General features: G+C 76.3%; 25 protein-coding genes and 4 tRNA genes. 12 read left to right on the top strand and 17 right to left on the bottom strand.

The genetic code is table 11. The features are described 5' to 3' along the window. Window positions 1-61 precede the first annotated feature (61 nt). The 5 genes from rplA to ACFUMH_RS11070 all read right to left on the bottom strand — a co-directional run bounded on the left by rplA (window position 62) and on the right by ACFUMH_RS11070 (window position 2,901). A complete protein-coding gene (gene rplA, locus ACFUMH_RS11090) occupies window positions 62-781 on the bottom strand; it encodes a 50S ribosomal protein L1 (protein ID WP_378204802.1) in 720 nt (239 codons plus the stop codon). Between the two features lie 101 nt (window positions 782-882). After that, on the bottom strand, window positions 883-1,314 hold the full coding sequence (gene rplK, locus ACFUMH_RS11085) for a 50S ribosomal protein L11 (RefSeq protein ID WP_378204799.1): 432 nt from the start codon (window positions 1,312-1,314) through the stop codon (window positions 883-885). Window positions 1,315-1,397: 83 nt separating this feature from the next. After that, window positions 1,398-2,270, bottom strand: coding sequence for a transcription termination/antitermination protein NusG (nusG, locus tag ACFUMH_RS11080; RefSeq protein ID WP_378204796.1), 873 nt, complete (start codon window positions 2,268-2,270; stop codon window positions 1,398-1,400). 100 nt (window positions 2,271-2,370) lie between these two features. Further along, on the bottom strand, window positions 2,371-2,649 hold the full coding sequence (gene secE / locus ACFUMH_RS11075) for a preprotein translocase subunit SecE (RefSeq protein WP_378204793.1): 279 nt from the start codon (window positions 2,647-2,649) through the stop codon (window positions 2,371-2,373). A 179-nt stretch (window positions 2,650-2,828) separates the two neighbouring features. Then, window positions 2,829-2,901: transfer RNA gene (locus ACFUMH_RS11070), tRNA-Trp, on the bottom strand. Window positions 2,902-3,098: 197 nt separating this feature from the next. On the opposite strand from ACFUMH_RS11070, the gene ACFUMH_RS11065 reads away from it, so the two are divergent. The 8 genes from ACFUMH_RS11065 (at window position 3,099) to ACFUMH_RS11030 (ending at window position 11,850) form a co-directional block, all read left to right on the top strand. Beyond that, the gene (locus tag ACFUMH_RS11065) at window positions 3,099-4,334 is read left to right on the top strand and encodes a pyridoxal phosphate-dependent aminotransferase (RefSeq protein ID WP_378204790.1); all 1,236 of its coding nucleotides are present in this window, start codon (window positions 3,099-3,101) and stop codon (window positions 4,332-4,334) included. Window positions 4,335-4,488: 154 nt separating this feature from the next. After that, entirely contained in the window at window positions 4,489-5,391 is a 903-nt protein-coding gene (locus tag ACFUMH_RS11060) for an ABC transporter ATP-binding protein (protein WP_378204787.1), read from the top strand. After that, window positions 5,388-6,269, top strand: a complete 882-nt coding sequence (locus ACFUMH_RS11055) for an ABC transporter permease (protein WP_378204784.1) — start codon at window positions 5,388-5,390, stop codon at window positions 6,267-6,269. Before ACFUMH_RS11060 ends, ACFUMH_RS11055 begins: the two co-directional genes overlap by 4 nt. 72 nt (window positions 6,270-6,341) lie before the next feature. Beyond that, window positions 6,342-7,706 carry a sensor histidine kinase gene (locus ACFUMH_RS11050; RefSeq protein ID WP_378204781.1) on the top strand — a complete coding sequence of 455 codons (1,365 nt, stop codon included), beginning with the start codon at window positions 6,342-6,344 and terminating at the stop codon, window positions 7,704-7,706. Continuing rightward, a complete protein-coding gene (locus tag ACFUMH_RS11045; protein WP_378204778.1) occupies window positions 7,703-8,335 on the top strand; it encodes a response regulator in 633 nt (210 codons plus the stop codon). Before ACFUMH_RS11050 ends, ACFUMH_RS11045 begins: the two co-directional genes overlap by 4 nt. 107 nt (window positions 8,336-8,442) lie before the next feature. After that, entirely contained in the window at window positions 8,443-9,993 is a 1,551-nt protein-coding gene (locus ACFUMH_RS11040; protein WP_378204775.1) for a sensor histidine kinase, read from the top strand. Further along, a complete protein-coding gene (locus ACFUMH_RS11035) occupies window positions 9,990-10,661 on the top strand; it encodes a response regulator transcription factor (RefSeq protein ID WP_378204772.1) in 672 nt (223 codons plus the stop codon). Before ACFUMH_RS11040 ends, ACFUMH_RS11035 begins: the two co-directional genes overlap by 4 nt. Window positions 10,662-10,698: 37 nt before the next feature. After that, a complete protein-coding gene (locus ACFUMH_RS11030; RefSeq protein ID WP_378204769.1) occupies window positions 10,699-11,850 on the top strand; it encodes an adenosine deaminase in 1,152 nt (383 codons plus the stop codon). On the opposite strand, the gene ACFUMH_RS11025 is transcribed toward ACFUMH_RS11030, so the two are convergent. The 4 genes from ACFUMH_RS11025 to ACFUMH_RS11010 all read right to left on the bottom strand — a co-directional run bounded on the left by ACFUMH_RS11025 (window position 11,840) and on the right by ACFUMH_RS11010 (window position 17,825). Next, window positions 11,840-13,681, bottom strand: a complete 1,842-nt coding sequence (locus ACFUMH_RS11025) for an alpha/beta hydrolase (protein WP_378204766.1) — start codon at window positions 13,679-13,681, stop codon at window positions 11,840-11,842. The two genes, ACFUMH_RS11030 and ACFUMH_RS11025, sit on opposite strands and share 11 nt — an antisense overlap. Before the next feature lie 172 nt (window positions 13,682-13,853). Next, window positions 13,854-14,999, bottom strand: coding sequence for a UDP-N-acetylmuramate dehydrogenase (locus ACFUMH_RS11020; RefSeq protein ID WP_378204763.1), 1,146 nt, complete (start codon window positions 14,997-14,999; stop codon window positions 13,854-13,856). 4 nt (window positions 15,000-15,003) lie between these two features. Next, window positions 15,004-16,344, bottom strand: a complete 1,341-nt coding sequence (locus ACFUMH_RS11015) for an MFS transporter (RefSeq protein ID WP_378204760.1) — start codon at window positions 16,342-16,344, stop codon at window positions 15,004-15,006. Continuing rightward, a complete protein-coding gene (locus ACFUMH_RS11010) occupies window positions 16,341-17,825 on the bottom strand; it encodes an MFS transporter (protein ID WP_378204757.1) in 1,485 nt (494 codons plus the stop codon). The genes ACFUMH_RS11015 and ACFUMH_RS11010 overlap by 4 nt, the downstream gene beginning before the upstream one ends. A gap of 213 nt (window positions 17,826-18,038) precedes the next feature. On the opposite strand from ACFUMH_RS11010, the gene ACFUMH_RS11005 reads away from it, so the two are divergent. Continuing rightward, window positions 18,039-19,100, top strand: a complete 1,062-nt coding sequence (locus ACFUMH_RS11005) for a LacI family DNA-binding transcriptional regulator (protein WP_378204805.1) — start codon at window positions 18,039-18,041, stop codon at window positions 19,098-19,100. A gap of 3 nt (window positions 19,101-19,103) precedes the next feature. Here ACFUMH_RS11005 and ACFUMH_RS11000 read toward each other — a convergent pair whose 3' ends face one another. The 5 genes from ACFUMH_RS11000 to ACFUMH_RS10980 all read right to left on the bottom strand — a co-directional run bounded on the left by ACFUMH_RS11000 (window position 19,104) and on the right by ACFUMH_RS10980 (window position 20,481). Further along, the gene (locus ACFUMH_RS11000) at window positions 19,104-19,532 is read right to left on the bottom strand and encodes a MaoC family dehydratase (RefSeq protein ID WP_378204754.1); all 429 of its coding nucleotides are present in this window, start codon (window positions 19,530-19,532) and stop codon (window positions 19,104-19,106) included. Further along, window positions 19,529-19,981 carry a MaoC family dehydratase N-terminal domain-containing protein gene (locus ACFUMH_RS10995; RefSeq protein WP_378204751.1) on the bottom strand — a complete coding sequence of 151 codons (453 nt, stop codon included), beginning with the start codon at window positions 19,979-19,981 and terminating at the stop codon, window positions 19,529-19,531. The genes ACFUMH_RS11000 and ACFUMH_RS10995 overlap by 4 nt, the downstream gene beginning before the upstream one ends. Before the next feature lie 30 nt (window positions 19,982-20,011). Continuing rightward, window positions 20,012-20,182 (bottom strand): 50S ribosomal protein L33, encoded by a 171-nt coding sequence (rpmG, locus tag ACFUMH_RS10990; protein WP_013117912.1) that lies wholly within the window; start codon window positions 20,180-20,182, stop codon window positions 20,012-20,014. Window positions 20,183-20,276: 94 nt separating this feature from the next. Next, window positions 20,277-20,353, bottom strand: a tRNA-Met gene (locus ACFUMH_RS10985). Window positions 20,354-20,408: 55 nt separating this feature from the next. After that, window positions 20,409-20,481, bottom strand: a tRNA-Thr gene (locus ACFUMH_RS10980). Window positions 20,482-20,641: 160 nt separating this feature from the next. On the opposite strand from ACFUMH_RS10980, the gene ACFUMH_RS10975 reads away from it, so the two are divergent. Then, window positions 20,642-21,070: a hypothetical protein gene (locus ACFUMH_RS10975; RefSeq protein ID WP_378204748.1), complete on the top strand. Its 429-nt coding sequence runs from the start codon at window positions 20,642-20,644 to the stop codon at window positions 21,068-21,070. Between the two features lie 70 nt (window positions 21,071-21,140). On the opposite strand, the gene ACFUMH_RS10970 is transcribed toward ACFUMH_RS10975, so the two are convergent. Further along, window positions 21,141-21,222: transfer RNA gene (locus ACFUMH_RS10970), tRNA-Tyr, on the bottom strand. A 195-nt stretch (window positions 21,223-21,417) separates the two neighbouring features. Between ACFUMH_RS10970 and ACFUMH_RS10965 the strand changes: the two genes are divergently transcribed. Further along, on the top strand, window positions 21,418-21,915 hold the full coding sequence (locus tag ACFUMH_RS10965) for a YajQ family cyclic di-GMP-binding protein (protein ID WP_378204745.1): 498 nt from the start codon (window positions 21,418-21,420) through the stop codon (window positions 21,913-21,915). Window positions 21,916-22,030: 115 nt separating this feature from the next. Continuing rightward, entirely contained in the window at window positions 22,031-23,059 is a 1,029-nt protein-coding gene (locus ACFUMH_RS10960) for an endonuclease/exonuclease/phosphatase family protein (RefSeq protein ID WP_378204742.1), read from the top strand. Window positions 23,060-23,077: 18 nt separating this feature from the next. Here ACFUMH_RS10960 and ACFUMH_RS10955 read toward each other — a convergent pair whose 3' ends face one another. Both ACFUMH_RS10955 and htpX read right to left on the bottom strand, forming a co-directional pair. Beyond that, on the bottom strand, window positions 23,078-24,961 hold the full coding sequence (locus ACFUMH_RS10955; RefSeq protein ID WP_378204739.1) for a hypothetical protein: 1,884 nt from the start codon (window positions 24,959-24,961) through the stop codon (window positions 23,078-23,080). Window positions 24,962-25,051: 90 nt separating this feature from the next. After that, on the bottom strand, window positions 25,052-25,927 hold the full coding sequence (gene htpX / locus ACFUMH_RS10950) for a zinc metalloprotease HtpX (protein ID WP_378204736.1): 876 nt from the start codon (window positions 25,925-25,927) through the stop codon (window positions 25,052-25,054). Window positions 25,928-26,046 lie beyond the last annotated feature (119 nt).

Below are 26,046 nucleotides of genomic sequence, written 5' to 3'. Positions count from 1 at the left end.
GCACCCCGCGAGGGGTGCCGGGCCGTCGTGACGGTGCCAGGTCGTGGCGAGGGGACGGGCGTCAGGCCGCGTCGTCCTCCACGGTCAGGTTCCGCGTCTTGTTCTGGTCGAGCAGGATGCCCGGGCCGTTCGTGGTCGAGATCGTCGCCTTGGCGATGTAGCGACCCTTCGACGCGGACGGCTTCAGACGCAGGATCTCCTCGAGCGCCGCGCCGTAGTTCTCCACCAGCTGGACGTCGGAGAACGACGTCTTGCCGATGATGAAGTGCAGGTTCGCGTGGCGGTCCACGCGGAACTCGATCTTGCCGCCCTTGATGTCGGACACGGCCTTGGCCACGTCCATCGTCACGGTGCCGGTCTTCGGGTTCGGCATGAGGCCGCGCGGGCCGAGCACCTTGCCGAGGCGGCCGACCTTGCCCATGAGGTCGGGCGTGGCGACGGCCGAGTCGAAGTCGGTCCACCCGTCCGCGACCTTGGCGATGAGCTCGTCGCCGCCGACCTCGTCCGCACCCGCGGCGCGCGCCTGCTCGGCGCGCTCGCCGACGGCGAAGACGATGACGCGGGCGGTCTTGCCCGTGCCGTGCGGCAGGTTGACGGTGCCGCGCACCATCTGGTCCGCCTTGCGCGGGTCGACACCGAGGCGGAACGCGACCTCGACGGTCGCGTCGTACTTGGTCGTCGACGTCGCCTGGGCGAGGCGCACGGCCTCGAGGGGGCTGTAGACCTGGCCGGCCTCGAACTTCTCGAGCGCCGAGCGGTAGGCCTTGCTGTGCTTGGGCATCTGCCTGTTCTCCTTGTCAGCAGTCGTGGTCGTCGGGCCGCACAGGCCCTGCCACTGGGTGCGGGGGCGGGCGGTCGCCCGCCCCCGCGACGAGCGGGTGCTCAGTCCTGGACGGTGATGCCCATGGACCGGGCGGTGCCGGCGATGATCTTCTCGGCGGCGGCGAGGTCGTTCGCGTTGAGGTCCTCGAGCTTCGTGCTCGCGATCTCGCGGACCTGGTCCTTCGTCAGCGACGCGACCTTGGTCGTGTGCGGCGTCGGGGAGCCCTTCGCGACGCCCGCGGCCTTCTTGATGAGCTCGGCGGCCGGCGGCGTCTTCGTGATGAAGGTGAACGAGCGGTCCTCGTACACCGTGATCTCGACGGGGATGACGTTGCCGCGCTGCGCCTCGGTGGCCGCGTTGTACGCCTTGCAGAACTCCATGATGTTGACGCCGTGCTGACCCAGCGCCGGACCGATCGGCGGCGCGGGGGTCGCGGCGCCGGCCTTGATCTGGAGCTTGATCAGGCCGGTGACCTTCTTCTTGGGGGGCATGATGCCTTCCGTTCGTGTCGTGGGCCGACGCCGTGGGCGATGACCCGGTTGCAGGGCCCCGCAGCGCGGGGCCGGTCAGCAGGTCAGATCTTCGAGACCTGGCTGAAGGACAGCTCGACCGGGGTCTCCCGGCCGAAGAGCGAGACGAGCACCTTGAGCTTCTGGCTCTCGACGTTGATCTCGGAGATCGTCGCGGGCAGCGTGTCGAAGGGGCCGCCGTCGGTGACGGTGACCGACTCGCCGACCGTGAAGTCGACCTCGACCGGCTTGGCGGCGGCCTTGGCGGCCTGCTGCGTCGGGGCCTTCGCCTCGATCGACGGCGCCAGCATCGAGAAGACCTCGTCCAGCGTCAGCGGGACGGGCTGGTGCGTGTGGCCGACGAAGCCGGTGACGCCCGGCGTGTGCCGGACGGCGCCCCACGACTCGTCGGTGAGGTCCATGCGGACGAGGACGTAGCCGGGGATCCGGACGCGCTTGACGACCTTGCGCTGCGCGTTCTTGATCTCGACGACCTCCTCCATGGGGACCTCCACCTGGTGGATGTAGTCCTCCATGTTGAGGGACTGCGTGCGCGACTCGAGGTTCGCCTTCACGCGGTTCTCGTAGCCGGCGTAGGAGTGGATGACGAACCAGTCACCCGGCAGGCTGCGCAGCTTGGCCTTGAACGCGGCGACGGGGTCCTCGTCCGGGTCCGGCGCGTCCTCGACCTGCTCGTCGTCCTCGGTCGCGGCGTCCGCCTCGGCGTCGTCCGCCTCCGGGGCGTCGTCGACGTCGCCGGCGTCGTCCGCGGTCGCGTCCGTCGCGTCGTCGTCGGCCGTAGCCTCGTCGTCGGCGGTCGCGGCCGCGTCGTCGTCGACCTCGTGCCCCGGACCGGCGTCGACCGCCTCGACGGACGTCAGGGCGTCGGCCAGCTCGGCCTCGGCGCCCGGGGTGGGCTCGTACGAGTCCTGCGACACGTGCAACCTGCTTTCTGGAGGTGGATCGTCCGGCGCGCGGCCGGGCGCGCGGGTGACCCCGCGCCGAGAGGGTGGTGCGGCCGGCTCGCGCCGGCCCGGTTCACCCGAAGACGAGGAAGGCGAGCTGACCGACGCCCAGGTCGACCAGCGTCACGAAGAGCATCACGACGGCGACGAAGACGAGCACGACGGTCGTGTAGGTGCCCAGCTCCTGCCGGGTCGGCCGGACGACCTTCTTCAGCTCGGCGACGACCTGGCGGACGAAGAGCGCGATGCGGGCGAACAGGCCCCGGCGCTTCTCCTCGCGACGCGGCGCGTCGCCCCGGCGCGGTGCCGAGCCCTCGGCGTCGGACGCCGCAGCGGCAGCGGTATCGCTCACGTCTGGCCCCTTGTCTCGTGACCGTCGGATGACGGTGTCCCGTGACGGCTCGGGTGCTGAGCACCCGGGTCGGTGGACGCACGAGCGGGCCGACGCGACGCGCCGGACCGACCGGCGGTCCTGCTCGCGACCCGGACCGGACCTCGAGAAGCTCGACGGCCCGGACCGGTCCGCGTGCGCAGGGCAGACAGGACTCGAACCTGCAACCTGCGGTTTTGGAGACCGCTGCGCTACCAATTGCGCCACTGCCCTACGGCGGCCGGTGCCTGCCACGACGCGCCGCGGCCCTCTCGTGGGCGTGGCTCATCATGGCGGACGTCAACCGCCGGGGCTCCACTGTACGCGACGCTCGGCGCTGGGTCGAACCGCGCTCCGGCAGACAGGACGGCACGCGGGACAGCACGCGGAATGGACCGGCCCCGCGCGGCCGCCTCTGCCAGGATGGCCGCGTGAGCGAGCAGAGCACACCGACGACGACGTCCGCCCGTGCACGCGTCTCCGCGCGCGTCGCCGCCATCGCCGAGTCGGCCACGCTGGCCGTCGACGCCCGCGCGAAGGCCCTGAAGGCCGCGGGCCGCCCGGTCATCGGGTTCGGCGCCGGCGAGCCCGACTTCCCGACGCCGGGGTACGTGGTCGACGCCGCGGTCGCCGCGGCGCAGGACCCGGTCAACCACCGCTACTCCCCCGCCGCCGGCCTGCCGGTGTTGCGGGAGGCGATCGCGGCGAAGACGGAGCGGGACTCCGGGTACGCGGTCCGGCCCGCGGACGTCCTGGTGACGAACGGCGGCAAGCAGGCCGTCTTCCAGGCGTTCGCCGCGGTGCTCGACCCGGGCGACGAGGTCCTGCTGCCCGCGCCGTACTGGACGACGTACCCCGAGGCGATCCGCCTCACCGGCGCCGAGCCGGTCGAGGTCTTCGCGGGCGTCGAGCAGGGCTACCTCGTCACGGTGGAGCAGCTCGAGGCGGCCCGGACCCCGCGCACGAAGGCCCTGCTGTTCAACTCGCCGTCCAACCCGACGGGTGCCGTCTACTCCCCCGAGCAGACGGAGGAGATCGGCCGCTGGGCGCTCGAGCACGGCATCTGGGTCATCACGGACGAGATCTACGAGCACCTGACGTACGACGGCGCGGCCTTCACGCCCGTCGTGCGCGTCGTCCCCGAGCTCGCGGACACCACGATCGTGCTCAACGGCGTCGCGAAGACCTACGCGATGACCGGCTGGCGCGTGGGCTGGATGATCGGGCCGTCCGACGTCGTCAAGGCCGCGACGAACCTGCAGTCGCACCTCACCTCGAACGTCGCGAACGTGTCGCAGCGGGCGGCGGTCGCCGCGCTGACGGGCGACCTGTCGGCCGTCGCGGAGATGCGCTCCGCGTTCGACCGCCGGCGCCGCACGATGGTCGAGATGCTGTCCGCGATCGACGGCGTGCGCTGCCCGGCGCCGCAGGGCGCGTTCTACGCCTACCCGTCGGTCGAGGGCGTCCTCGGCCGGACCATCCGCGGGCGCACGCCCACCACCTCGGCCGAGCTCGCCGAGCTCATCCTCGACGAGGCGGAGGTCGCCGTCGTGCCGGGCGAGGCGTTCGGCCCCAGCGGCTACCTGCGCCTGTCGTACGCGCTCGGCGACGACGACCTCGTCGAGGGCGTCGGCCGCATCCAGGCGCTGCTCGGCGAGGCCCGCTGAGCCCGCCCGCCACGTCCGCACGGGGCGTCGACCGCACGGCGGTCGGCGCCCCGTCGTCGTCCCCGGGACGACCCCGCCGTCCACCGGTCGGTGGACGGCGGTGACGGCCGGGCGGTCGTCCCGCGGGCGGTGCCCGTCGCCGGAGGCTGGGCGCATGACGACGACGACGGGCGGGCCGGCCGTGGAGGTCCGGGACCTGCGCAAGCAGTACGGCGACAAGCGCGCCGTGGACGGGCTCGACCTGCGGGTCGAGCCGGGCGAGATCGTGGCGGTGCTGGGCCCCAACGGCGCCGGCAAGACGACGACCGTGGAGGTCCTCGAGGGGTTCCGCCGGGCCGACTCCGGGCACGTGCGCGTGCTCGGCGAGGACCCCGCGACCGCCGGGCGCGCGTGGCGCTCGCGCCTCGGCGTGGTGCTGCAGTCCACCGACGACCTCGCCGAGGCGACGGTGCGCGAGCTCGTGCACCACTTCGCGACGTTCTACCCGGCGCCCCGCGACCCCGAGGGCGTCATCGACGCCGTCGGGCTGCGGGAGAAGGCCGGGGTGCGCGTGCGCGGGCTCTCCGGCGGGCAGCGACGCCGGCTCGACGTCGCGCTGGGCGTCGTCGGGGACCCGGAGCTGCTGTTCCTCGACGAGCCGACGACCGGGTTCGACCCCGAGGCACGCCTCGAGTTCTGGGGGCTCGTGGAGCGCCTGCGCGACGAGGGCACGACGATCCTGCTCACGACGCACTACCTCGACGAGGCGGAGCGGCTCGCGGACCGCCTCGTCGTCGTCGCGAGCGGCCGGGTGGTCGGGGAGGGCACGCCCGCGGACCTCGGCGGACGCGCGGCGCGACGCGCCCGGGTGCGGTGGCGCGCCGACGGGACGGACCACGAGGAGGTCACCGACACGCCGACGGCCGTCGTCACGCGGCTCGCCGCGCGGTTCGGCGAGGTCCCCGGCCTGCAGGTGCTGCGGCCGACGCTCGAGGACGTCTACCTCGACCTGATCGGGACGGCGCGCACCGCCGCGTCCGACGCCGTGCCCGCCGACCTGCTGGAGGTGGCCCGATGACCACGACCGCACCCGCCCGCGAGCGCGGCGACGCACGCCGCCCGGGGGGCGTGCGCCCGCCGGCGCCCCGGCAGCCCGGCCTGCTCCGCGTGGGGCTGGCCCGCACCGTGTTCGAGGTCCGGGGGTTCGCCCGCGAGCGCGACGCCGTGGTGTTCGTGTTCCTGTACCCGGTGATCCTGCTGGCGATCTTCGCGACCGTGTTCGGGCAGGACGAGGAGGTGCTCGCCGGGTCGGGCGTGCTGTTCCCGCAGTACTTCCTGCCGGGCATGGTCGCGACGGGCGTCATGCTGTCGAGCTTCCAGGCGCTCGCGGTGGCCGTGGCCGTCGAGCGGGACGACGGCACGCTCAAGCGCCTGCGCGCGACGCCGCTGCCGGCGACCGGCTACTTCCTCGGCAAGACCGGTCAGGTGCTCGTCACGTCCGGGCTCCAGACGGCCGTGCTGCTCGCCGTCGCGGCGCTCGTCTTCGACGTCCCGCTGCCCGACGACGCCGGCCGGTGGTGGACGTTCGCGTGGGTCGCCCTGCTCGGCACGGCGACGGGGGCCGTCTGCGGGGTCGCGTTCTCGTCGCTGCCGCGGTCCGGGCGGAGCGTGACCGCCGTCGTGACGCCCGTCGTCCTGGTCCTGCAGTTCATCTCGGGCGTGTTCTTCCGGTTCGACCAGCTGCCCTCGTGGATGCAGCAGGTCGCCGCGCTGTTCCCGCTCAAGTGGCTGGCGCAGGGCATGCGCTCGGTGTTCCTGCCGGACGGCGCGACCGCGCTCGAGCCGTCCGGCTCGTGGCAGCACGGGGCGACGGCGCTGGTGCTGACCGCGTGGCTGGTGGCGGGGCTCGTCGTGGGCGTGCGCACGTTCCGCTGGCGCCGGCGGGACGACGGCTGACGTGCGCACCGTCGCAGGGCGACCGGCCGCCGGTGCTCCCGGCGGCCGGCCCGCGCGTGAGAGGGTCCCGACATGAGCGAGCGGGCACCGGCGGGCACGTCGCCGACGGCCGCCACGGACGGCGACCGGGCGGACCCCGGCGTCGACCACGGGCCCGACCACGGGGTCGACCACGGCGTCGACCGGCACGGGTTCTGGGTGCGCACGCTGCGCCTGTGGGACGGCTTCTTCGTCGCGATGCTCGCGGTGTACGCCGTCGCCGTCGCCGTCGGGCCGCCCACCGGGCCGCGCCAGGTCGTCGCGCTCGCGCTCGTCGGCGTGCTCGCGCTCGCGTACGTCACGCTGGGCCGCGCGGGGGCAGTCCGCGGCGACCCGCGGCTGACCGACGCCTACCTGGTGGCGCTCGTCGTCCTCGTCGTCGCGCAGGTCGCGCTGGGCGGCATCGGCACCGTGCTGCTCTTCCTCGCCTACTCGCACGTGTGGTTCTTCAGCCGCCGCCGGGTGACGGGCGTCGTCTGGAGCGTCGCGCTCACCGCGGGCATCACCGTGGCCGCCGTGGCGCGCGTGCGCGCCGACGGCGCGGAGGTCGTCGAGATCGCCGCCGACTTCGGCGTCGCGCTGGCGTTCGCGATCGTGCTCGGGCTGTGGATCACGCACGTGGCCGAGCAGAGCGAGGAGCGCGCGTCCCTGCTCGAGGAGCTGCGTGCGGCGCAGGACGAGCTGGCGTCGACCCACCACGCCGCGGGCGTGCTGGCGGAGCGGGCGCGGCTCGCGGGCGAGATCCACGACACCCTCGCCCAGGGCTTCACGTCGGTGGTGATGCTCGCGCAGGCGGCGGACGCCGAGCTCGAGCGGGGTCGCGTCACGCAGGCCCGCACGCGGCTCGGGCACATCGAGGACGTGGCGCGGGACAACCTGGCGGAGGCCCGTGCGCTCGTCGCCGCGTTCGCCCCGCCGGGGCTGGACGAGGGTGGTCTCGGTGCGGCGCTCGTCCGGCTCGCCGACCGGTTCGGCGCGGAGACGGGCGTGCGGGTCCGGCTGGACGACACCACCGACGGCGCGGTCGGGCGCGAGCAGGAGGTCGTGCTGCTGCGCGCCGCGCAGGAGTCGCTCGCGAACGTGCGTCGCCACGCGGGCGCGTCGACCGTCACGCTGCGGCTCGCGCGCACCGGCGACGACGTCGTCCTCGAGGTCGCCGACGACGGCCGGGGGCTCGCCGCCGGCACGCCCGAGGGCACCGGGCTGCGCGGGATGCGGGCGCGCGCCGACGCCGCGGGCGGCGCGCTCGACGTGTCCGGCGCCCCGGGCGGCGGCACGCGCGTGCGGCTCCGCGTGCCGTCCCCGGCCACGGACGCGGCGGCGCCGCCGCGCCGCGCGGGCCCGTCCCCCGACCAGCCCGCCGACCAGCCCCCCGCCCAGCCGCAGGAGCAGCCGTGAGCACCGTCCGCGTCCTCGTCGCCGACGACCACCCCGTCGTGCGGTCCGGCCTGTCCGGGCTGCTCGCGCTGGAGCCCGACGTGGAGGTCGTCGGCGAGGCGGGCGACGGCGAGGCGGCCGTGGCCCTCGCGGCGTCGCTGCGTCCCGACCTCGTCCTCATGGACCTGCGCATGCCCGGGACGGACGGCGCGGACGCCACCGCCCGCATCGTCGCCGCGCTGCCCGGTGTGCGCGTGCTCGTGCTCACCACCTACGAGACGGACACGGACATCCTGCGGGCCGTCGAGGCGGGCGCGACCGGGTACCTGCTCAAGGACACGCCGCGCGAGCAGCTCGTCGCCGGCGTGCGCGCGGCCGCGCGCGGGGAGTCCGCCCTGTCGCCGTCCGTGGCGCGGCGGCTCGTGCAGCAGGTGCGCGGGGACACGGGCGAGCGCCTGACGCCCCGCGAGCGCGAGGTGCTCGCCGGCGTGGCGCGCGGGCTCTCGAACGCGGCGATCGGCCGGGACCTGTTCATCACCGAGGCGACCGTGAAGACGCACCTGCTGCGGGCGTTCGCCAAGCTGGGCGTCGACGACCGGACGCGTGCCGTGACCGTCGCCATCGAGCGCGGGATCCTGCCCGGCGCCTGACGGCCCGCACCGGCGTGGCCCGGCCGGGTGACGCGGCGGGCGCGGACGGGCGGGACGAACCCGGACGACCTTCACCCTCTGTCGGACACCCGACCATACTGGGCACCATGGCGAGCACGGCGGGTCCGGGGCACGGTGCCGCGGCCGACACCCCGCGGCCGCCGGGCGGCGGCGCGACCGTCCGCGTGCGGCTGCTCGCCGCCGTCGTGGCGCTCACGGCCACCGCGCTGTCCGTCGCCGGCGCCACCAGCCTCGCGCTGCAGCTGCGCGACGCCGACGCGCGCATCGACGACTCGCTCGAACGCGCGGTGACCGCCGTCCGCGCCCTCGAGGTCGGTCAGCCGGACCCGGCGGCGCCGGAGGACCTGGAGGCCCGGGTGCCCTGGCCGTCGGTCGACCTGCTGCTTCAGAAGGCCGTGCAGAACCGCGTGCCGGGCGAGCACGAGGGAGTCGTCGCGCTCCAGGACGACGTGCTGCGCTGGCGCCCGGCCCCGGAGACCGGCGCGGTACGGCTCGACACGGACCGCGAGCTGATGACGTGGCTCGCCGAGGTCGTCGCCGAGGACGCCGGGGCCTCCCGCCCGCGGACCGTCCGCACCGACGTGACCGAGTACCGGCTGGTCGCGGTGCCGGTCCGCGTCCCTGCGCAGCCGGAGAGTCGCGGCCTGGTCGTCGTCGCCTTCGACCGCCCCGCGCTGACCGCCGGCGTGTGGCGCATCTTCGCCACCTACTCCGCTGTCGGGATCCTCGTGCTGGCCGCCGTGTCGGCGGTCGCGTGGTTCGTCGTCGGGCGCATGCTGCGGCCGGTGCGGATGCTGCGCGACACCGTCCGCCGCGTGACCGAGTCCGACCTGTCGGAGCGCATCGCCGTCCTCGGCAAGGACGACCTGGCGGACCTCGCCGGCTCGGTCAACGCCATGCTCGACCGGCTCGAGCGCGCGTTCGGCTCGCAGCGCGAGCTGCTCGACGACGTGGGGCACGAGCTGCGCACCCCGCTCACGATCGTGCGCGGCCACCTCGAGCTCCTCGACCCGTCCGACGCCGCGGACGTCCGCGCGACGCAGGCGCTGGCGCTCGACGAGCTCGACCGCATGCAGCGGCTCGTCGACGACCTCGTGACGCTCGCGACCGCCGACCGCCCGGACTTCGTGCGGCCCGCGCCCGTGGACGTCGGCCGGCTCACCGACGACGTGCTGGAGAAGGCGCGCGGCCTCGGCGAGCAGCGGTTCGTCGTGGTCTCGCGCGCCGACGTGACGGCGCGGGTCGACGCGCAGCGCATCACCCAGGCCTGGCTGCAGCTGCTCGCCAACGCGGTACGGTTCTCCGCCGCCGGGTCGGCGGTCCGCCTCGGCAGCGAGGTGGCCGGCGGACGGCTGCTGCTGTGGGTGCGCGACGAGGGCCCCGGCGTCCCGCCCGAGGAGGAGGAGCGCATCTTCGAGCGGTTCCACCGCGGGCAGGCCGACCGGGTGCAGCACGGCGCGGGGCTCGGCCTGCCGATCGTCGCGGCGATCGCCGCCGCCCACGGGGGCCGGGTGTTCCTCGAGCACCCGCCGCCCGGGGCGGGCCCCGGTGTCGTGTTCGTCCTCGACCTGCCTGCCGTCGGCCTCGTCGACGGCGCGTCCGACGTGTCCCTCGAGCTCGCGGAGCCCCACCGATGACCCACATCCTCATCGCCGAGGACGAGGAGCGGATCGCCGCCTTCGTCGCCAAGGGCCTGCGCGCCCACGGGTTCGAGGCGACCACCGTCGCGACGGGCGAGCAGGCGCTCGAGCGCGTCGAGCGCGGCGGGATCGACCTGCTGGTGCTCGACCTCGGGCTCGGCGACATGGACGGCTTCGAGGTGCTGCGGCTGCTGCGCGCCGAGCGGTACGAGCTGCCCGTCGTCGTCCTGACGGCGCGGTCCTCCGTCACGGACACGGTCACGGGCCTGGAGTCGGGCGCCGACGACTACATGGCCAAGCCGTTCCGGTTCGAGGAGCTGCTCGCCCGCGTGCGCCTGCGGCTGCGCGCGCCCGCCCCCGGCGGCCGCGGCAACGTGCTCGTGCACGGGCGGCTGCAGCTCGACCTGCGCACGCGGCGCATGCGCGTCGACGAGGCGGAGGTCGACCTGTCGGCCCGGGAGTTCGCGCTGGCCGAGACGTTCATGCGCAACCCGGGCGACGTGCTGACCCGCGAGCGGCTGCTGTCCGAGGTCTGGGGCTACGACTTCGACCCGGGGTCCAACGTCGTCGACGTGTACGTGCGGTACCTGCGCCGCAAGATCGGCGCCGAGCACTTCGACACGATCCGGGGGGTCGGCTACCGGCTCGTCGACGCCCCCGCGTGACGCGCGACGCCGCGCGGCGGCTGGCACACTGACGCGGATGCGTGACCTCGCCCGGCTGCCGAAGGCGCACCTGCACCTGCACTTCACGGGGTCGCTGCGCGTGCGCACGCTCGCCGAGCTCGCGGAGCGGCACCGGATCCGCCTGCCGCAGGTGCTCCTCGACGCCGACCCGCTGGTGCTCCCCGCCGACGAGCGCGGCTGGTTCCGGTTCCAGCGCCTGTACGACGCGGCGCGCGCGTGCGTGCGCGGCGAGGACGACATGCGACGCGTGGTCGCGGAGGCCGCCGCCGACGACGCCGCCGAGGGGTCCGGCCGCCTCGAGATCCAGGTCGACCCCACGTCGTACGCGCCGTTCGTCGGCGGGCTGACGCCGGCGCTGGAGATCGTGCTCGACGAGGCCCGGCGCGCGGCCGCCGCGACGGGCGTCGAGATCGGCGTCGTCGTCGCGGCGTCCCGCATGCGGCACCCCCTCGACGCGCGGGCCCTGGCCCGGCTCGCGGCGCGGCACGCCGGCGACGGCCCGGGCGAGGTCGTCGGGTTCGGGCTGTCGAACGACGAGCGCCGCGGCGACACCGCGGAGTTCGCGCCCGCGTTCGCGATCGCCCGGCGCGCCGGGCTGGCGAGCGTCCCGCACGGCGGCGAGCTGCTCGGCCCCGCGCACGTCGAGGACGTCCTCGACCACCTGCGGCCCGACCGGCTCGGCCACGGCGTGCGCAGCGGCGAGGACCCGCGCGTGCTGGCGCGGGTCGTCGACGAGGGCGTCGCGCTCGAGGTGTGCCCGGCGTCGAACGTGTCGCTCGGCGTCTACCCGGCGGCGCGCGACGTGCCGCTGCGCACGCTCGTCGACGCCGGCGCGACGGTCGCGCTCGGCGCGGACGACCCGCTGCTGTTCCGCGCCCGCCTGGTCGACCAGTACCGCGTCGCCCGCGAGGTGCACGGGTTCGGCGACGCCGAGCTCGCCGACCTCGCGCGGGCGTCGATCCGTGCCAGCAGGGCGTCGGCCGCGACGCGGACCCGGCTGCTCGCCGGGGTGGACGCGTGGCTCGCCGACGACGGGGCCGCCGACGCCGCCGGCGGGTCGGGCAGGGACAGGCCGGGCAGGGACGGGCACGGCGCGGACGGGCGGGGCGACGCCCCGGACCCGCAGGCCCGGGGCGTCGTCGCGCCGCACGCGCCCGTCAGCGCGTGAGCACGTCCCGCACGTCCGGCAGCGGCGGGGTCGCCGGCCGCGGCGCCACCTCGGGCAGGGCCGGCGCGGTGCCGTACGTCCGCGCCGTGTCCGAGGACGGCGCGGGGAACGCGGGGGCGTCGCCCACGCACCACGTGCCGGGCGCGGGCAGCTCGCCGGCCACGAGGTAGCGGTCGACCGCACCCGTCGTGCACGCGGACGTGCCGTACGCGCCGTGCCCCCACGAGTCGGACGACAGCAGGCGGCTGTGCGGCAGCGTCTCGCTCAGCGCCACGGCGCCGCTGTACGGGGTCGCCGGGTCCTGCGTGTTGCCCACGACGAGCACGGGTGCGGCGGTCCGCGCGGAGAAGCCGCCGATCCACACGTCCTCGTCCCGCGCGGTCCACGCCGTCAGGGCGCACGGTGCCGACAGCCACGCCCACGACGCGCCCATGTCGGGCACCTCGCGCTCGATCCGCTCGGCCGCGCGGGCGGTGTCCTCCACCCGCAGGGCGTGCAGGCCGTCCGTGCAGGTGACGGCCGTCAGCGCCTCCGGGCCGCCGGGGTACGGCGGCCACGCGCGGCCGAACGCGTCGGACCGCGCGCGCTCCTCCGCCTCGTCCGGCGCCTCCCCGACGAGCACCGTCACGAGCTGGTCGAGCAGCGCGCGGGCCTCGGCACGGACGGCCGCGTTCTCCTCGGTGGGCGGTTGCTGCAGGTGGTGCACGCCCCACAGCAGGAGGTCGACGAGCTGCGGCCCCGTGGGCGCGTACAGCAGCGACTGCACGACGGACACGAGCACGTCGTACCCGATCTCGATGTCGCCGCCGGTCCACGGGTCCGTCACGGGGACGGGCGTCGTCCGGGACGTCTCGACGACGGCGCGGTGCACGGCCACCGGGTCGCCGACGCCCGCGAGCGCGCACCGCTCGGGGCCGGCGGCGGCGCACTCCTGCAGCAGCGCCGTGAGCGCGGCGCCGCTGGCCTGCGGCGAGCCGATCCGCACGAACGTCGGCACGTGGGCCGTGCGGAACGTGCCGCGCCAGGCCTCGGGGTCGATGACGCCGTCGACCGCGACCGCCCGGAACCGGTCGGGGAACATGTTCGCGTACACGGCACCGAGGTAGCTGCCGTACGAGAAGCCGAGGTAGGAGAGCTGCTCGTCGCCGACCGCGCGGCGCAGGACGTCGAGGTCGCGCGCGACCTGGGCCGTCGACATGGAGGCGGACAGCGGCGTGCCGGTGGTGGAGCACGCCCGGGCGAGCGCCCGGGAGGCGGCGACCTGCGCGGCGGTCTCCTCGGGTCCCTCGGGGGCGACCGGCTGCAGCCCCGCCAGCGCCGCGGCCTGCTCCTCGGCGCTGCGGAAGCACTGCACGGCCGTCGAGAAGTTCGTGCCGCGCGGGTCGAACCCGACGACGTCGAAGCGGGCGCGCAGCTCGGGCGAGAACAGCTGCTCGGCGTCGGCGACGAGCTCGACCCCGGAGCCGCCGGGGCCGCCCGGGTTCACGAAGAGCGTCCCGACGCGCGCCGCGGGGTCCGTGGCGCGCCGGCGCAGCAGCGCCACCTCGGTGGTCGCCCCGCGCGGCCGGTCGTAGTCGAGCGGCAGGGTGACGCTGCCGCACTCGGCGCCCGGCCCGAACGCGACGCTGCAGTCGGCCCACGCGGGGTCGGGGGTGGGCACGCGGTCGACGCGGGCGGCCTCGAGGCGGCTCGTGCGGTCGTGACCCGGTCCGCCGTGCCCGGGCCGGCCGTGGGCGGCGGCCCCGGTGGCGGTGAGCGTGCCGGCCGCGGTGGCCAGGCAGGCGAGGGCGGCGGTCACGGCGAGCGCGTGACGGGACGGTCGTCTGGTCATCGGATCCCCCTGGACGGCGCCCGCCGCGCGCACGTGCCGGCTGTCGGCGCACGACCACCCTCCCGAGCCGGCGCGGCGGGGGCAACGGTCCGCGGGTGGAGCCGCGAACCACCCGCGGGGCGGTTGTCCCGCGAGGGGCTCGCTCGCTACAGTCCCCGGCCCGGGCGGCGCGTCAGAGGGCCGTGCCGACCAGCACGGGCTCGGGCTCGAGCACCACGCCGAACCGGTCCCGCACGCCGTCGCGGAGCTCGCGCGCGAGCGTCAGGAGGTCGTCGGCGCCCGCGTCGCCGCGGTTCGTGAGCGCGAGCGCGTGCTTCGACGACAGCGCCGCCGGCCCGGGCGCGCCGTACCCGCGCCCGAAGCCCGCGTGCTCGATGAGCCACGCGGCGCTCGTCTTGACCGTCCCGTCGTCGAGGGGCCAGCGCGGGGCGTCCGCGGGCAGGGCTTGCGCGTCGGCGGCGGGCAGGACGGGGTTCGTGAAGAAGGAGCCGGCGCTCCAGGTGTCGTGGTCGGGGGCGTCGAGGACCATGCCCTTGCGCGCCCGCAGCGCCAGCACCGCCGCGCGGACGTCCGCCAGCGGCGCGCGCCCGCCGACCTCGACGCCGAGCGTGCGCGCGAGCTCCGGGTAGGCGACCGGCGCCGACAGCGAGCCCGGCCGCAGCTGGAACGTCACGTCGAGCACGACGTACCGCGGCGTGGGCCCCCACGGCGCGCGCGGGTCGTCGGCCGACGGCCGCAGCGACCGCTTGAGCAGCGACGTGCGGTAGCCGAACCCCAGGGTCACCCACGGCAGCGTCCGCACGCGCTCGCGCCCGCGGTCCCACACCCGCACCTGCGAGATCGTCTGCGCGACCTCCTGCCCGTACGCGCCGACGTTCTGCACGGGCGTCGCGCCGGTCGAGCCGGGGATCCCCGAGAGCGCCTCGACGCCCACGAGCTCGTGCCCGACGGCGTACGCGACGACGTCGTCCCACACCGTGCCGGCGGGCACCGTCAGGGTCACCCCCGCGCACGCCGACGCGTCCGGCACCTCGACGCCGCCGCGGACGTCCCGGACGACGACGCCCGGGAACCCCGCGTCCGCGACGAGCACGTTCGAGCCGCCGCCCAGCACGAGCAGCGGGTCGCCGGCCGCGTCGGCCTCGCGGACCGCCGTGACGAGCTCCTGCTCGGTGCGGGTCTCGACGTACCGGCCCGCCGGCCCGCCGACGCGCAGCGTCGTCAGGTCCGCGAGCGCGGGCGTGCCGGCGTGCGACGGGACGGGGGCGTCCGCGGGCTCCGGTGCGGGACCGGGCAGGGCGCAGGTGTCGAGCTCCACCCCGTCAGGCTACGTCGCGCGGCGCACCGTGCGGGGCGGCGGGCGCCGGCTCGGGACCACGCTCCCCCGCGGTGCCCGTCGCGGCCTGCGCCAGGGGGCGCGCGGCGCTGGTGACGAGCAGCCCGAGGACGACCGGCACGAGGATCGCCAGCAGCGCCTGCCGGTAGCCGACGTGCTCGGCGAGCAGGCCGAGCAGCGGCGGCCCGGCGAGGAACGCGGAGTACCCGATGGTCGACACCACGGCGACGCGCTGGGCGGCCCGCCGGGGGTCGTCCGACGCCGCGCTCATGCCGACGGGGAAGCCGAGGGCCGCGCCGGCGCCCCACGCGACGACGCCGAGCAGCGCGACCCACAGGGACCCGGCGAGCCCGAACACGAGGAGGCCGACGAAGGCCAGGGCGGCGCAGAGGCGGAGCACCGCGACGCGGCCGTAGCGGTCGAGCAGGCGCGTGCCGAGCAGGCGCATGGCGGTCATCGCCGTGACGAACAGGCCGAAGCCGAGCGCGCCGACGGCGTGGCCGGTGTCGAACCCGTCGACGACGGCGAGGCTGACCCAGTCGTTCGCCGCGCCCTCGGTCAGCGCCGCGGCGAGCACCACGAGACCGACGAGCAGCGTGCGCGGCTCGAGCCACGCGCCGACCGCGGCGCGGGCACCGGTGGGCGCGGGCGCGGACGTCACCGGGTCGGCGACCGTGCCCGCGGCGGGCTCGGTGCCGGTCGCGCCGTGCGCCCCGCCGGCGGGCTCCGCCAGGAAGGCGCGCACCGCGACGGCGAGCACGGCGCCCGACAGGGCCACCGCGACGGGCAGGTGCACCTCGACCGGCACGTGCAGCCCGGCGACGAGCGCGGCGGCGCCGGCGGCGGCCATCGTGCCCACCGAGAAGCCGGCGTGGTACCGCGGCATCACGGTCCGCCCCAGGCGCTGCTCGACGACGGCGCCCTCGAGGTTCATCGACGCGTCCCACACGCCCGTGCCGACGCCGGCCAGCACGAGGCCCACGCCGACGACGACGACCTCGCCCGTGGCGACGCCGACGCACCCGACCGCGTACCCGAGCCCGTTGAGCAGCCCGAACCCGAGGACCGTGCGCCGCGCGCCGAGCCGCTCGACGACGAGCCCCGACAGCGGCAGCGCCAGCAGCGACCCGAACGAGCCGACGAGCAGCAGCAGGCCCATCCGGTCCGGGGTGAGCCCGAGGGCGTCGCGCACGGCCGGCAGGCGCGACGCCCAGCTGGCGAAGTTCCACCCCGCGAGCAGGAAGACGACGAAGACGGCGGTCGACGCGAGGCGGACCTCGCGCGGTGCCGCGGGCCGCGGGGCGCGGGCGGTGTCGCGCGTGCTCATCGGGCTCCTCCTCGTGGTGCCGTCGGCGCGGGCGTGCGGCGGGGCCGCGGGACCGACCCCCGGCCCGGTCCACGCGGCGGGCGCCGCGTGCCGGGCCGGTGCGCCGCGTCGCCGCCGGCGCCCGTGGCGTCCGCACCGACGACGTCCGACGCGGCGCCGCCGGCCGTGCCGGCACCCACGGTCCCACGAGCGGCGTCCCGTGCGACGGACGGCGCGACGACGACGCTGGCGATCATCGCCGCCGTGATGAGCACGAGCGCGTGCCGCGCGCCGACGGCCTCGGCCGCCAGGCCGAGCACGGGCGGGGCGACGAGCGACGCCACGGACGCGAACGCGGAGACCACCGCGACGCGCCCGGCGGCGCGCAGCGGGTCGTCGGACGCGGCGGCGATGCCGATGGGCACGGCGAGGGCCGCACCGAGGCCCCACAGCGCCACGCCGGCGCCCGCGAGCGGCAGCGTCGGGGCGAACCCGAACACGAGCAGCCCGACCACCGACGCGGCGCCGGACGCGCGCAGCACCGCGACGCGGCCGTACCGGTCGAGCAGCCGCGTCCCGAGCAGCCGCACCGCGGTCATGCTGGCGACGAAGACGCCCAGCACGACGCCGCCGACGGCCTCCGTGCTGCCGAACCCGTCGACCACCGCGAGGGACAGCCAGTTGTTGGCCGCGCCCTCGGAGAAGGCGGCGGCGAGCACGACCACGCCGACGAGCAGCGTGCGGGGCTCGCGCCACGCGTCGAGCGCCGACGCGATGCGGGCCGCACCGCGCCGCACGCGGACCGGCACGCGCGGCAGCGTGCGCGCGGCACGCCCCGGGACGGCGTCCGCCGGCGTGACGTCCGCCGGCGTGACGACCGCGGACGCCGCGGCGCGAGCCTCGCGCTCCGCGGGCGTCGGGGGCAGCACGACGCCCCGCAGCGACGCGAGCCGCCACACGACCACGACGGCGGCGGTCGCGGGCATCTGCACGACGAGCGGCACGCCGGTGGCCGACGCGACCGCGCCGACGCCCGAGCCGACGACGGCGCCGATGGAGAACGCGGCGTGGAACTGCGGGATCACCGTGCGCCCGATCGCGCGCTCGATCCGTCCGGACTCGACGTTGATGGCGACGTTGCCGAGCGCCACGGCCACGCCGTTGAGGAAGATGCCCACGCCGAGCAGGCCGCGCGAGCCCACGGTCGGGCCGACGCCCTCGAGCACGAGCGCCGTCCCGAGGACGACGGTGGAGACGAGCAGCACGCGCCGGCTGCCGAGCCGCTGGAGGACCGCGCCGGAGGCGGTGACCGTGAGGAGCGAGCCGATCGAGCCGACGAGCAGGAGCAGGCCGAGGTCGGCGGTCGACAGGTCGAGCAGGTCCCGCACGGTGGGGATGCGCGCGAGCCAGCTGGAGAACGCGATGCCGGCGAGCGCGAACAGGCCGACGAGGAGCCAGCGCGCGCGGGCGAGGCCCGGCAGGGGCGGGGCGGGGGGTGTCACAGGGGCTCCGGGAGGGCGAGCGGCGCGGCGGGTGCCGGGCAAGGGAGTGCTCGAATCGATTCGATGGACGGCAGCGCGAGGTCGAATCGATTTGAGTGGGCGTGATCATTCTCCGGGTACGCTGCTCGCGTCGTCAAACACCGCCGCGACCCGGCCCGACGACGCCCTCGCGACCCGCGCCGGTGCGTGGCCGGCTCACGAAAGGTGCCGACACTGTCCGCCCAGCGCACGACCCTCGCCGACGTCGCCGCCGCCGCGGGGGTCTCGGTGTCGACCGCCTCCCTCGCGTTCTCCGGGTCCGGTCCCATCGCCGACCGCACGCGCGAGCGCGTCCTCGAGGCCGCCCGCACCCTCGCCTACGCCGGCCCCAACCCGCTCGGGCGCCAGCTGCGCCGCGGCCGGTCGGGCATCGTCGGCGTGATCATGGGCGACGTGCTGCGCCGGGCGTTCCGCGACCCCGTCACGATCCAGGTGCTCGACGGCCTCACCGCGCGCCTCGGCCCGCTCGGCCTCGGCGTCCTGCTCGTGCCCGGCCCGCACGACGTGTCGCAGCCGCCGGTCGACCCGCTCGTCGGCACCGCCGCGATGGACGTCGCCGTGCAGATGTGGGGCGGCACGACCGACGACCCGGTCCTCGAGACGCTGCGCAACCGCGGCGTCCCCGTCGTGCTCGTCGAGGGCACCCCGCAGCCGGACGTCGCCGCCGTCGGCATCGACGACCGCGGCGGCATGGCGGAGGTCACGCGGCACGTCATCGAGCTCGGCCACCGCCGTATCGCGACCGTCACGCTGCCGTTCGACCGCGACCGCGTCGAGGGGCCGGCCGACGCCGCCCGCCTGTCGGGCATCGCGTGGGAGATCAGCCGTCGCCGGCTCGCCGGCGTCACCGACGCGGGCGTCGAGCCGACCGTGGTCTGGGAGACACCGGCCTCGCTCGTGGAGCACGGCGCCGCCGCCGGCCGCGCGCTGCTGCAGGGGCCGGACCGACCGACCGCCGTCGTCTGCCAGTCGGACCTGCTGGCGTCGGGTGTGGTCCTCGCCGCGCGCGAGCTCGGGCTGCGCGTCCCCGAGGACGTGTCCGTCGCGGGGTTCGACGGCCTCGACCTGCCGTGGCTCGCGCCCGACGTGCTGACGAGCGTCAGCCAGCCGCTGGCCGCGAAGGGCGCCGCGATCGGCGACGCGGTCGCCGACCTGCTCGCGGGCCGGGACGCCGAGGAGCGCATCCTGCCCGTCGCGCTGCGCGTCGGGACGACGACGGGCCCGCCGCCCGCCTGACCCTCAGGAGAGGCGGACGACCGCCTGCGCCTTGCCGAGCACGCGTGCGCCCTCGACCGTCACGGTGAGGTCGACGCGCACCGTCCCGGCCTCCGCGTCGAGCACGCCGACGGTCGCGACGACCTCGACCTCGGCCTGCCCGGGGTCGGGCACCGGCACGGGACGGGTGAACCGCGTCTGGTAGTCGACGACGGCGCCGGGGTCGCCGGCCCAGTCGGCGACGACGGCCGCGGCGGCGCCCATGGTCCACATGCCGTGCGCGATGACACCGGGCAGCCCGACGGACTCCGCGACGCGCTGGTTCCAGTGGATCGGGTTGAAGTCGCCGCTCGCGCCGGCGTACCGGACGAGGCGCGCGCGGTCGACGGCGACCGTGCGGCGCGCGAGCTCCTGGCCGACGGTCAGGTCGGCGAGGGCGGGGCGGTCGCTCACGCGTCCTCCTCGGGGCGGACGGCGAGCGTCGAGACGACGGTGGCGACCGGCGCGCCGGCCTCGTCGGCGATCTCGACCCGCGTGGTCACCATCGCGAGGCCGCCGCGGAGCGTGACGGCGTCCACGTGCAGCGTCGGGACGACGCGGTCCCCCGCGTGCAGCGGGCGCCGGTGCGTGAAGCGCTCGTCGGCGTGGACGACGCGGCTGAAGTCGACGCCCGCGGCCGGGTCGTCGACGTAGGCGGCCTCGGTGCGCTGCGCGATCACGACCGCGAACGTGGGCGGCGCGACGACGTCCGGGTGCCCGAGCGCGCGGGCGGCCGCGACGTCGCTGTGGGCGGGGTGCGTCGCACCCGTCGCCTCGGCGAACTCGCGGATCTTCTCGCGGGAGACCACATACACGTCGCCGGGCGGGTAGACCCGCCCGGCGAAGGTGGTGTCGACGGCCATCTCAGGCGTCGGCGTCGGTGCGTGCCCGCGTCAGCGGGTCTCGCGGTGCACCGTGTGCTTGTTGTCCCGCGGGCAGAACTTCTTCATCTCGAGCCGGTCGGGGTTGTTCCGACGGTTCTTCTTGGTGATGTAGTTCCGCTCCTTGCACTCCGTGCAGGCAAGGGTGATCTTCGGGCGGACGTCCGCGCTCTTGCTGGCCATGTCTGTGTCACCTCTCGCGCCCCAGCGGGGGCTGCGTTCTTCTCCTGGCGCGCGCCGGCCGACACGCGCTGCTGCTACGGATGTTCGCCGGACGTGGTAGCGGGAGCGGGATTCGAACCCGCGACACCACGATTATGAGCCGTGTGCTCTAACCACCTGAGCTATCCCGCCGCAGCGGCGGTCCGGGCCGGCCACCCGAGGGTGACCGGCCCCTGACACACCACAGAGCCCCGAAAGGGAATCGAACCCTTGACCTTCTCCTTACCATGGAGACGCTCTGCCGACTGAGCTATCGGGGCAGCGCGGACCAGAGTACACGGGCCCGGGGGTGACGGTGAAATCGGCCGCGGGACGCCCGCCGACGCCCGCCCCGACGACCGGTGACGGGACCCGGCGGGCCCGGTCCTAAACGATTCTCCTCGTACCTCGGCGCACGGCGCGCGTGCCACGATCCGCCGCATGCCGAAGCCCCCGCTCCCCCGTCGCACCGCCGCGGCGCTGCTCGCCGCCGGCGCCCTCGTCCTCCCGCTCGCCGCCTGCTCCGGCGACGACGGCGTCGACCCGTCGACCGCCGCCTGGCCCGAGGCCGTCGACCCGGCCGAGGCCGACGGCGACGTCTGGGTCGTCTGGACCGCCGTCGCGGACGCCGGCGGCGAGGGCGCGCTCGAGGAGGAGGTCGCCCGGCTCGGCGAGCTGGGCTACGACGCGCAGGCGTGGGACCCGGCGTGCCAGGAGGGGACGGGCGAGGCGATCAGCGGCCTCACCGGCTACGCGGACCCGGTCGGGGTCGGCCTCGCGTTCGCCTCGGAGGAGGACGCCGGCGTCTTCGACACCCGGTACGAGGGCGCGACGGTCTCCATCACCCCCGGCCCGTACACCTGCGGCTGACGGGCTGCCCACGGCAGATCTCCGGGACGACGAAGGGCCCCCTCGCGCTGCGAGGGGGCCCTTCGTGCTGTGGCGGGTGAGGGATTCGAACCCCCGTAGGCGATGCCAGCTGATTTACAGTCAGCCCCCTTTGGCCACTCGGGTAACCCGCCAAGGGGACACCACCCTGCCACGGCGGGCAGACCGGGGCCTGCCGCCGTCCGCGTGAGCGGCGTGCGGATGGAAGGATAGCAACTCCGCGAGGACGCTCGCGCCACGGCCCGCCGGCACCGCCGCGGACGGGCGCGGCGCGGCCCGCGCACGATCCGCACGAGGCGCGCCACCGGCGCGCGCCGGGAGGGAGCACCATGGCGAGCGAGTCGTCGTTCGACGTCGTCAGCAAGGTCGACCGGCAGGAGGTCGACAACGCCCTGAACCAGGCCGCGAAGGAGATCGCCCAGCGGTACGACTTCAAGGGCGTGGGGGCGTCCATCGCCTGGAGCGGCGAGAGCGTCCTCATGGTCGCGAACTCCTCGGAGCGCGTCCTGGCCGTCCTCGACGTGTTCCAGTCGAAGCTCATCAAGCGCGGCATCTCGCTGAAGTCGCTCGACACGGGCGACGGCGAGCCGAAGCCGTCCGGCAAGGAGTACCGCCTCGCGGCGAGCATCAAGGAGGGCCTCAGCACGGAGGTCGCCAAGCAGCTCGCCAAGCTCGTGCGCGACGAGGGCCCGAAGGGCGTCAAGACGCAGATCCAGGGCGACGAGCTGCGCGTGTCGGCCAAGAGCCGGGACGACCTGCAGGCCGTCATCGCGCTGATGAAGGGCGCCGACGTCGACGCGGCGCTGCAGTTCACGAACTACCGCTGACGGGCCGGTGCCGTGGGCCACGCGGTCCACGGCACCGCCGCACGTATCGCGGGCCGGCCCCGACGCCCCTACCCGGTGGGACCCGCGACGGACGCGGGCCGCCCGAGGGGGCGTCATGGACCGGCAGCGCTTCAGCGTCGCGACCGTCAACCTGTACAACCTGCAGCTGCCCGGTCGGCGGATGAACCCCGGCCAGCAGCCGTGGACGCCGGTCGAGTACCGCCGCAAGGTCCGCTGGCTCGCCGACCGCCTGCGTGAGCTCGACGCGGACGTCGTCGGGCTGCAGGAGCTGTGGCACCGCGACGCGCTCGCCGACGTCCTCGCGGAGGCGCACCTCGACGACGACTACACCGTGCTCGCGGCGCCGGCCGACGGCGACCGGATCACCTGCGCGGCGCTCGTGCGGGACGGCATGCTCGTCGGCGAGCCGTCGTGGGTCGAGGAGTTCCCGCCGGGCCTCCGGCTCCGCGTCGCCGACGGGCACGACCCGCAGGCCCCCGACGTCGACGTGCGCATCGACCGGTTCTCGCGGCCGGTCCTGCGGTTCGCGGTGGCGCTGCGCGACGACGGGCCCCCGGCCGAGGTGTTCGTCACGCACCTGAAGTCCAAGCTGCCCACCCGCGTCGACCGCGAGGACTGGTTCACGGCCGACCCGGACGCGTTCCGGCCGCACGCGGAGGCCCTCGGGGCCGCGCTGTCGACGATCCGCCGGACGGCCGAGGCGACCGCGCTGCGCGTGCTGCTCACCGCGGCCCTGCGGGGCACGTCCACGCCCGTGCTCGTCCTGGGCGACGTCAACGACGGCCAGCACAGCAACACGCTGAACATCCTCACGGGGCAGCCCCGCTACCTCGTCGGCGACTCCCTCGGGGGCGCGGACACGGGCCTGTACACGGCGCAGACGCTGCAGGAGTACCGCGACACCCGCGACGTCTACTACACGCACGTGCACGAGGACCTGCGCGAGTCCCTCGACCACGTGCTCGTGAGCGAGCAGCTCTACGACAACAGCCGGCGGCGGCGCTGGCTCTTCGACGGGCTGCGGATCGCCAACGACCACCTCGACACCGAGGACCACCGCGCGGACGGGTCCGGCGACCACGGGCTGGTGCGCGTGGCGTTCCGGTGGGCGCCGGCGTCCTGAGCGGCGGCGCCCCGGCCGTCAGCCGCCCAGCTGGCGCAGCAGCTGGGGCCCCACCACCGCACCGGCCCACAGGACCGCGGCGACCACCGCGGGCGACACCCGCCGGCGCACCGGGGCAGCCGGCCCGGCCGGGGCAGCGGCACGCCGCGCCTCCAGCACGCGAGCGGCCTCGGCGGGAGCCGGGTCGCCGGCGAGCAGCGGCGCACCGGCGGCGGGCAGCAGCAGGGCGTCGTCGACGAGCCGGACGACGAGGGCGCGGTCGTCGGCGACCACGGCGGTGACGTGCGCCCACGGCACCGACTCGTCGCGCCACGCCCCCGCCACCCGCAGGCCGGTGCCCGTCCCGGCCAGCCGCGGGCGGGCCGTCGTCACCCAGCCGTGCGCCACCGCCGCCGCGCTCGCCGCCAGGCCGGCGAGCCGGAGCCACCCGACCGGCTCGGCCGTGACCCAGGCCGCCGCCCACGCGACGAGGGCCGCGAGCGCGGGCACGACCACGGCGGGCAGCGGCGTCCTGCGCACGAGCCCACGGACCGGCGCGTCGGCACGCGCCGCGGACGCGGCGGTGCCACGGGCGGCGGACGGCGTCCCACGCCACCGGCCCGCAGCCGGTCGCGGGCGGCTGAGCCGGACGAGCCGGCGCGGGTCCGCCGCCGGCCGCACCGCCCCGAACGTGCGCCCGTCCACCACCACGAGGGGCAGGTCGCCGTACGCCTCGAGCCCGTGGACCTCCGCGACCGCACCGCGCGGCAGCACGATCCCGGTGTCGTCGCCGTCCTCGTCGTCCGGCTCGCCCAGTCGCGCGGCGGCGTCGAGCAGCTCGGCGTCCGCGGCGTCGGCGACCGAGCCGGGCCACGCGTCGTCCTCGTCCGCGTCCAGGTCGTCCGGGGCGCCGTCGGCCTCGTCCTCGGACGCGTGCGCCGGCGACGGGACCGCCGCGACGCGCACCACCGCCCACGGCGTGCCGCCGACCGCGTCGACGGGGTGCAGCACGAAGCGGTCCCCGTCCTCGACCCGCACGGCCGCGCGGATCACCGCATCGCCGTCCCGCAGCCGCCGGCGCGTGCGACGTGCGTGCGCGACCCCCGAGCCGCCCGCGGTCAGCGCGACCGCGCCGCCGGCGCCGAGCCAGAACAGCGCACCGCTCGGGTCGAAGGCGTCCTCGGCCAGCTCGGCGCGGTCCGTGCCCGCCGCCACGTGCACCACGACCACCTCGCCGGGGCGGTGCGCGGCCAGCACGTAGGGCACCTCGTACGTGCGGCCGTCGACCGACACGCGCACGTGCGTGTCGTCGGCGCCGAGCACGGTGCCCGGCGTCGCGTCCGCGACGGCGCGGAAGGCGTCCACCGCGGCGGCGTCGTGCAGCCACGCGGCGGTGCCGACCGCCGCGGCCACGACGCCCAGGGCCGCGACCAGGGCGGCGGCCCGCTGGCGCGCCCACCCGCCGGGCGCGGGGCCGTCGGTCGCGCGGGAGGCGACGCCCCACGCGCGGGCGAGCGTCCGCTGCCGGACGGCGCCTGCCCCGTCGACCAGCGCGAGCGCGGCGCAGACCACGGCGAGCACGGCCCACGCGGGTCGTGTCGTCCCCATGCCGGGGTCGACGGCGCTCAGCGCCGCCGCCGCGGCGGCGGCCCACGTGCCCGCGTGGGGCCGCCACAGCACGAGGCCGAGCGCGGCCAGGCCCGCGCCGATCGCGACCGCGTCGAGCAGCCAGAGGGCGCCCGTCATGTCGGCCACGGTCCACACGGACTCCCCCGTGAGGTCCTGGCCGGCACGCACGGCGGTGAGCACGCCGACCGCCGTCGCCACGCCCGCCCGCACCGCCGGGACGGGGACCCGCGCCGCGCACCACGCCGCCGCGTCGGCGGCGGTGAGGTCGGCCGGCGGCAGCCCCGGGTGCGTCACGCGGCGCAGCGTAGGGCCGCACGGGCGCGGCACGCGCCCACCGCCCGGGCGACGCGACGGGAGACGTCCGTCACGTCCGGCAGAGCGACGTCAGTAGCGCGTGATGCCGCCGCCCGCCATCGCCTCGAGCCGCGCCACGCGGTCGGCCATCGGCGGGTGCGTCGCGAACATCCGGCCGAGGCCGCCGCCGCGGAACGGGTTCGCGATCATCAGGTGCGACACGTCCACGAGCTCGCGCTCCTGCGGCAGCGGCCGGGCGTGCGTGCCGGCGTCGAGCTTGCGCAGCGCCGACGCCAGCGCCAGCGGGTCGCCCGTGAGCGCGGCGCCGTCCTCGTCGGCGTCGTACTCGCGGGTGCGGCTGATCGCGAGCTGGATGAGGCTCGCGGCCAGCGGCGCGAGCAGCGCCAGCAGCAGGCCGGCGACCGGGTTGCCGCCCTCGCGGCGGTCGCCGCCGCCGAAGAACAGCGCGAACTGCGCCAGCGAGGTGATGACGCCGGCGATCGCCGCGGCCACCGACGACGTGAGGATGTCGCGGTTGTACACGTGCATGAGCTCGTGCCCGAGGACGCCCCGCAGCTCCCGCTCGTCGAGGATCTGGAGGATGCCCTCGGTGCAGCACACGGCGGCGTTCTGCGGGTTGCGGCCCGTGGCGAACGCGTTGGGCGCCATCGTCGGCGAGACGTACAGCCGCGGCATCGGCTGGCGGGCGGCCGTCGAGAGCTCGCGCACGATCCGGTACATCGCGGGCTGCTCGAGCTCGCTGACCGGCCGAGCGCGCATCGCGCGGATCGCGATCTTGTCGGAGTTCCAGTAGCTGTACGCGGTCATGGCCAGGCCGATGCCCGCGAACAGGAGCAGGAACCCCGGCCTGCCACCGCCGAGCAGGTAGCCGATGCCGAGCAGCACGGCCCACATCGCGCCGAACAGCGCCGCGGTCTTCAGGCCGTTGAAGTGCTGGTGACCCATGTCCCGTCCTCTCCCGCCCGTGCCCGGGCGGTTCGTGCCTCTGCCCGGTGAACGCCGCGCGCCGTCGCCGCGTTCCCCGGCACGCGCGCGCAGGGCCCCGCACGCGGTGCGTGCGGGGC

Source organism: Cellulomonas sp. NPDC057328 (genome assembly GCF_042667215.1).
GTDB lineage: Bacteria > Actinomycetota > Actinomycetes > Actinomycetales > Cellulomonadaceae > Cellulomonas.
This window is presented reverse-complemented; position numbering and strand designations above follow the sequence as displayed.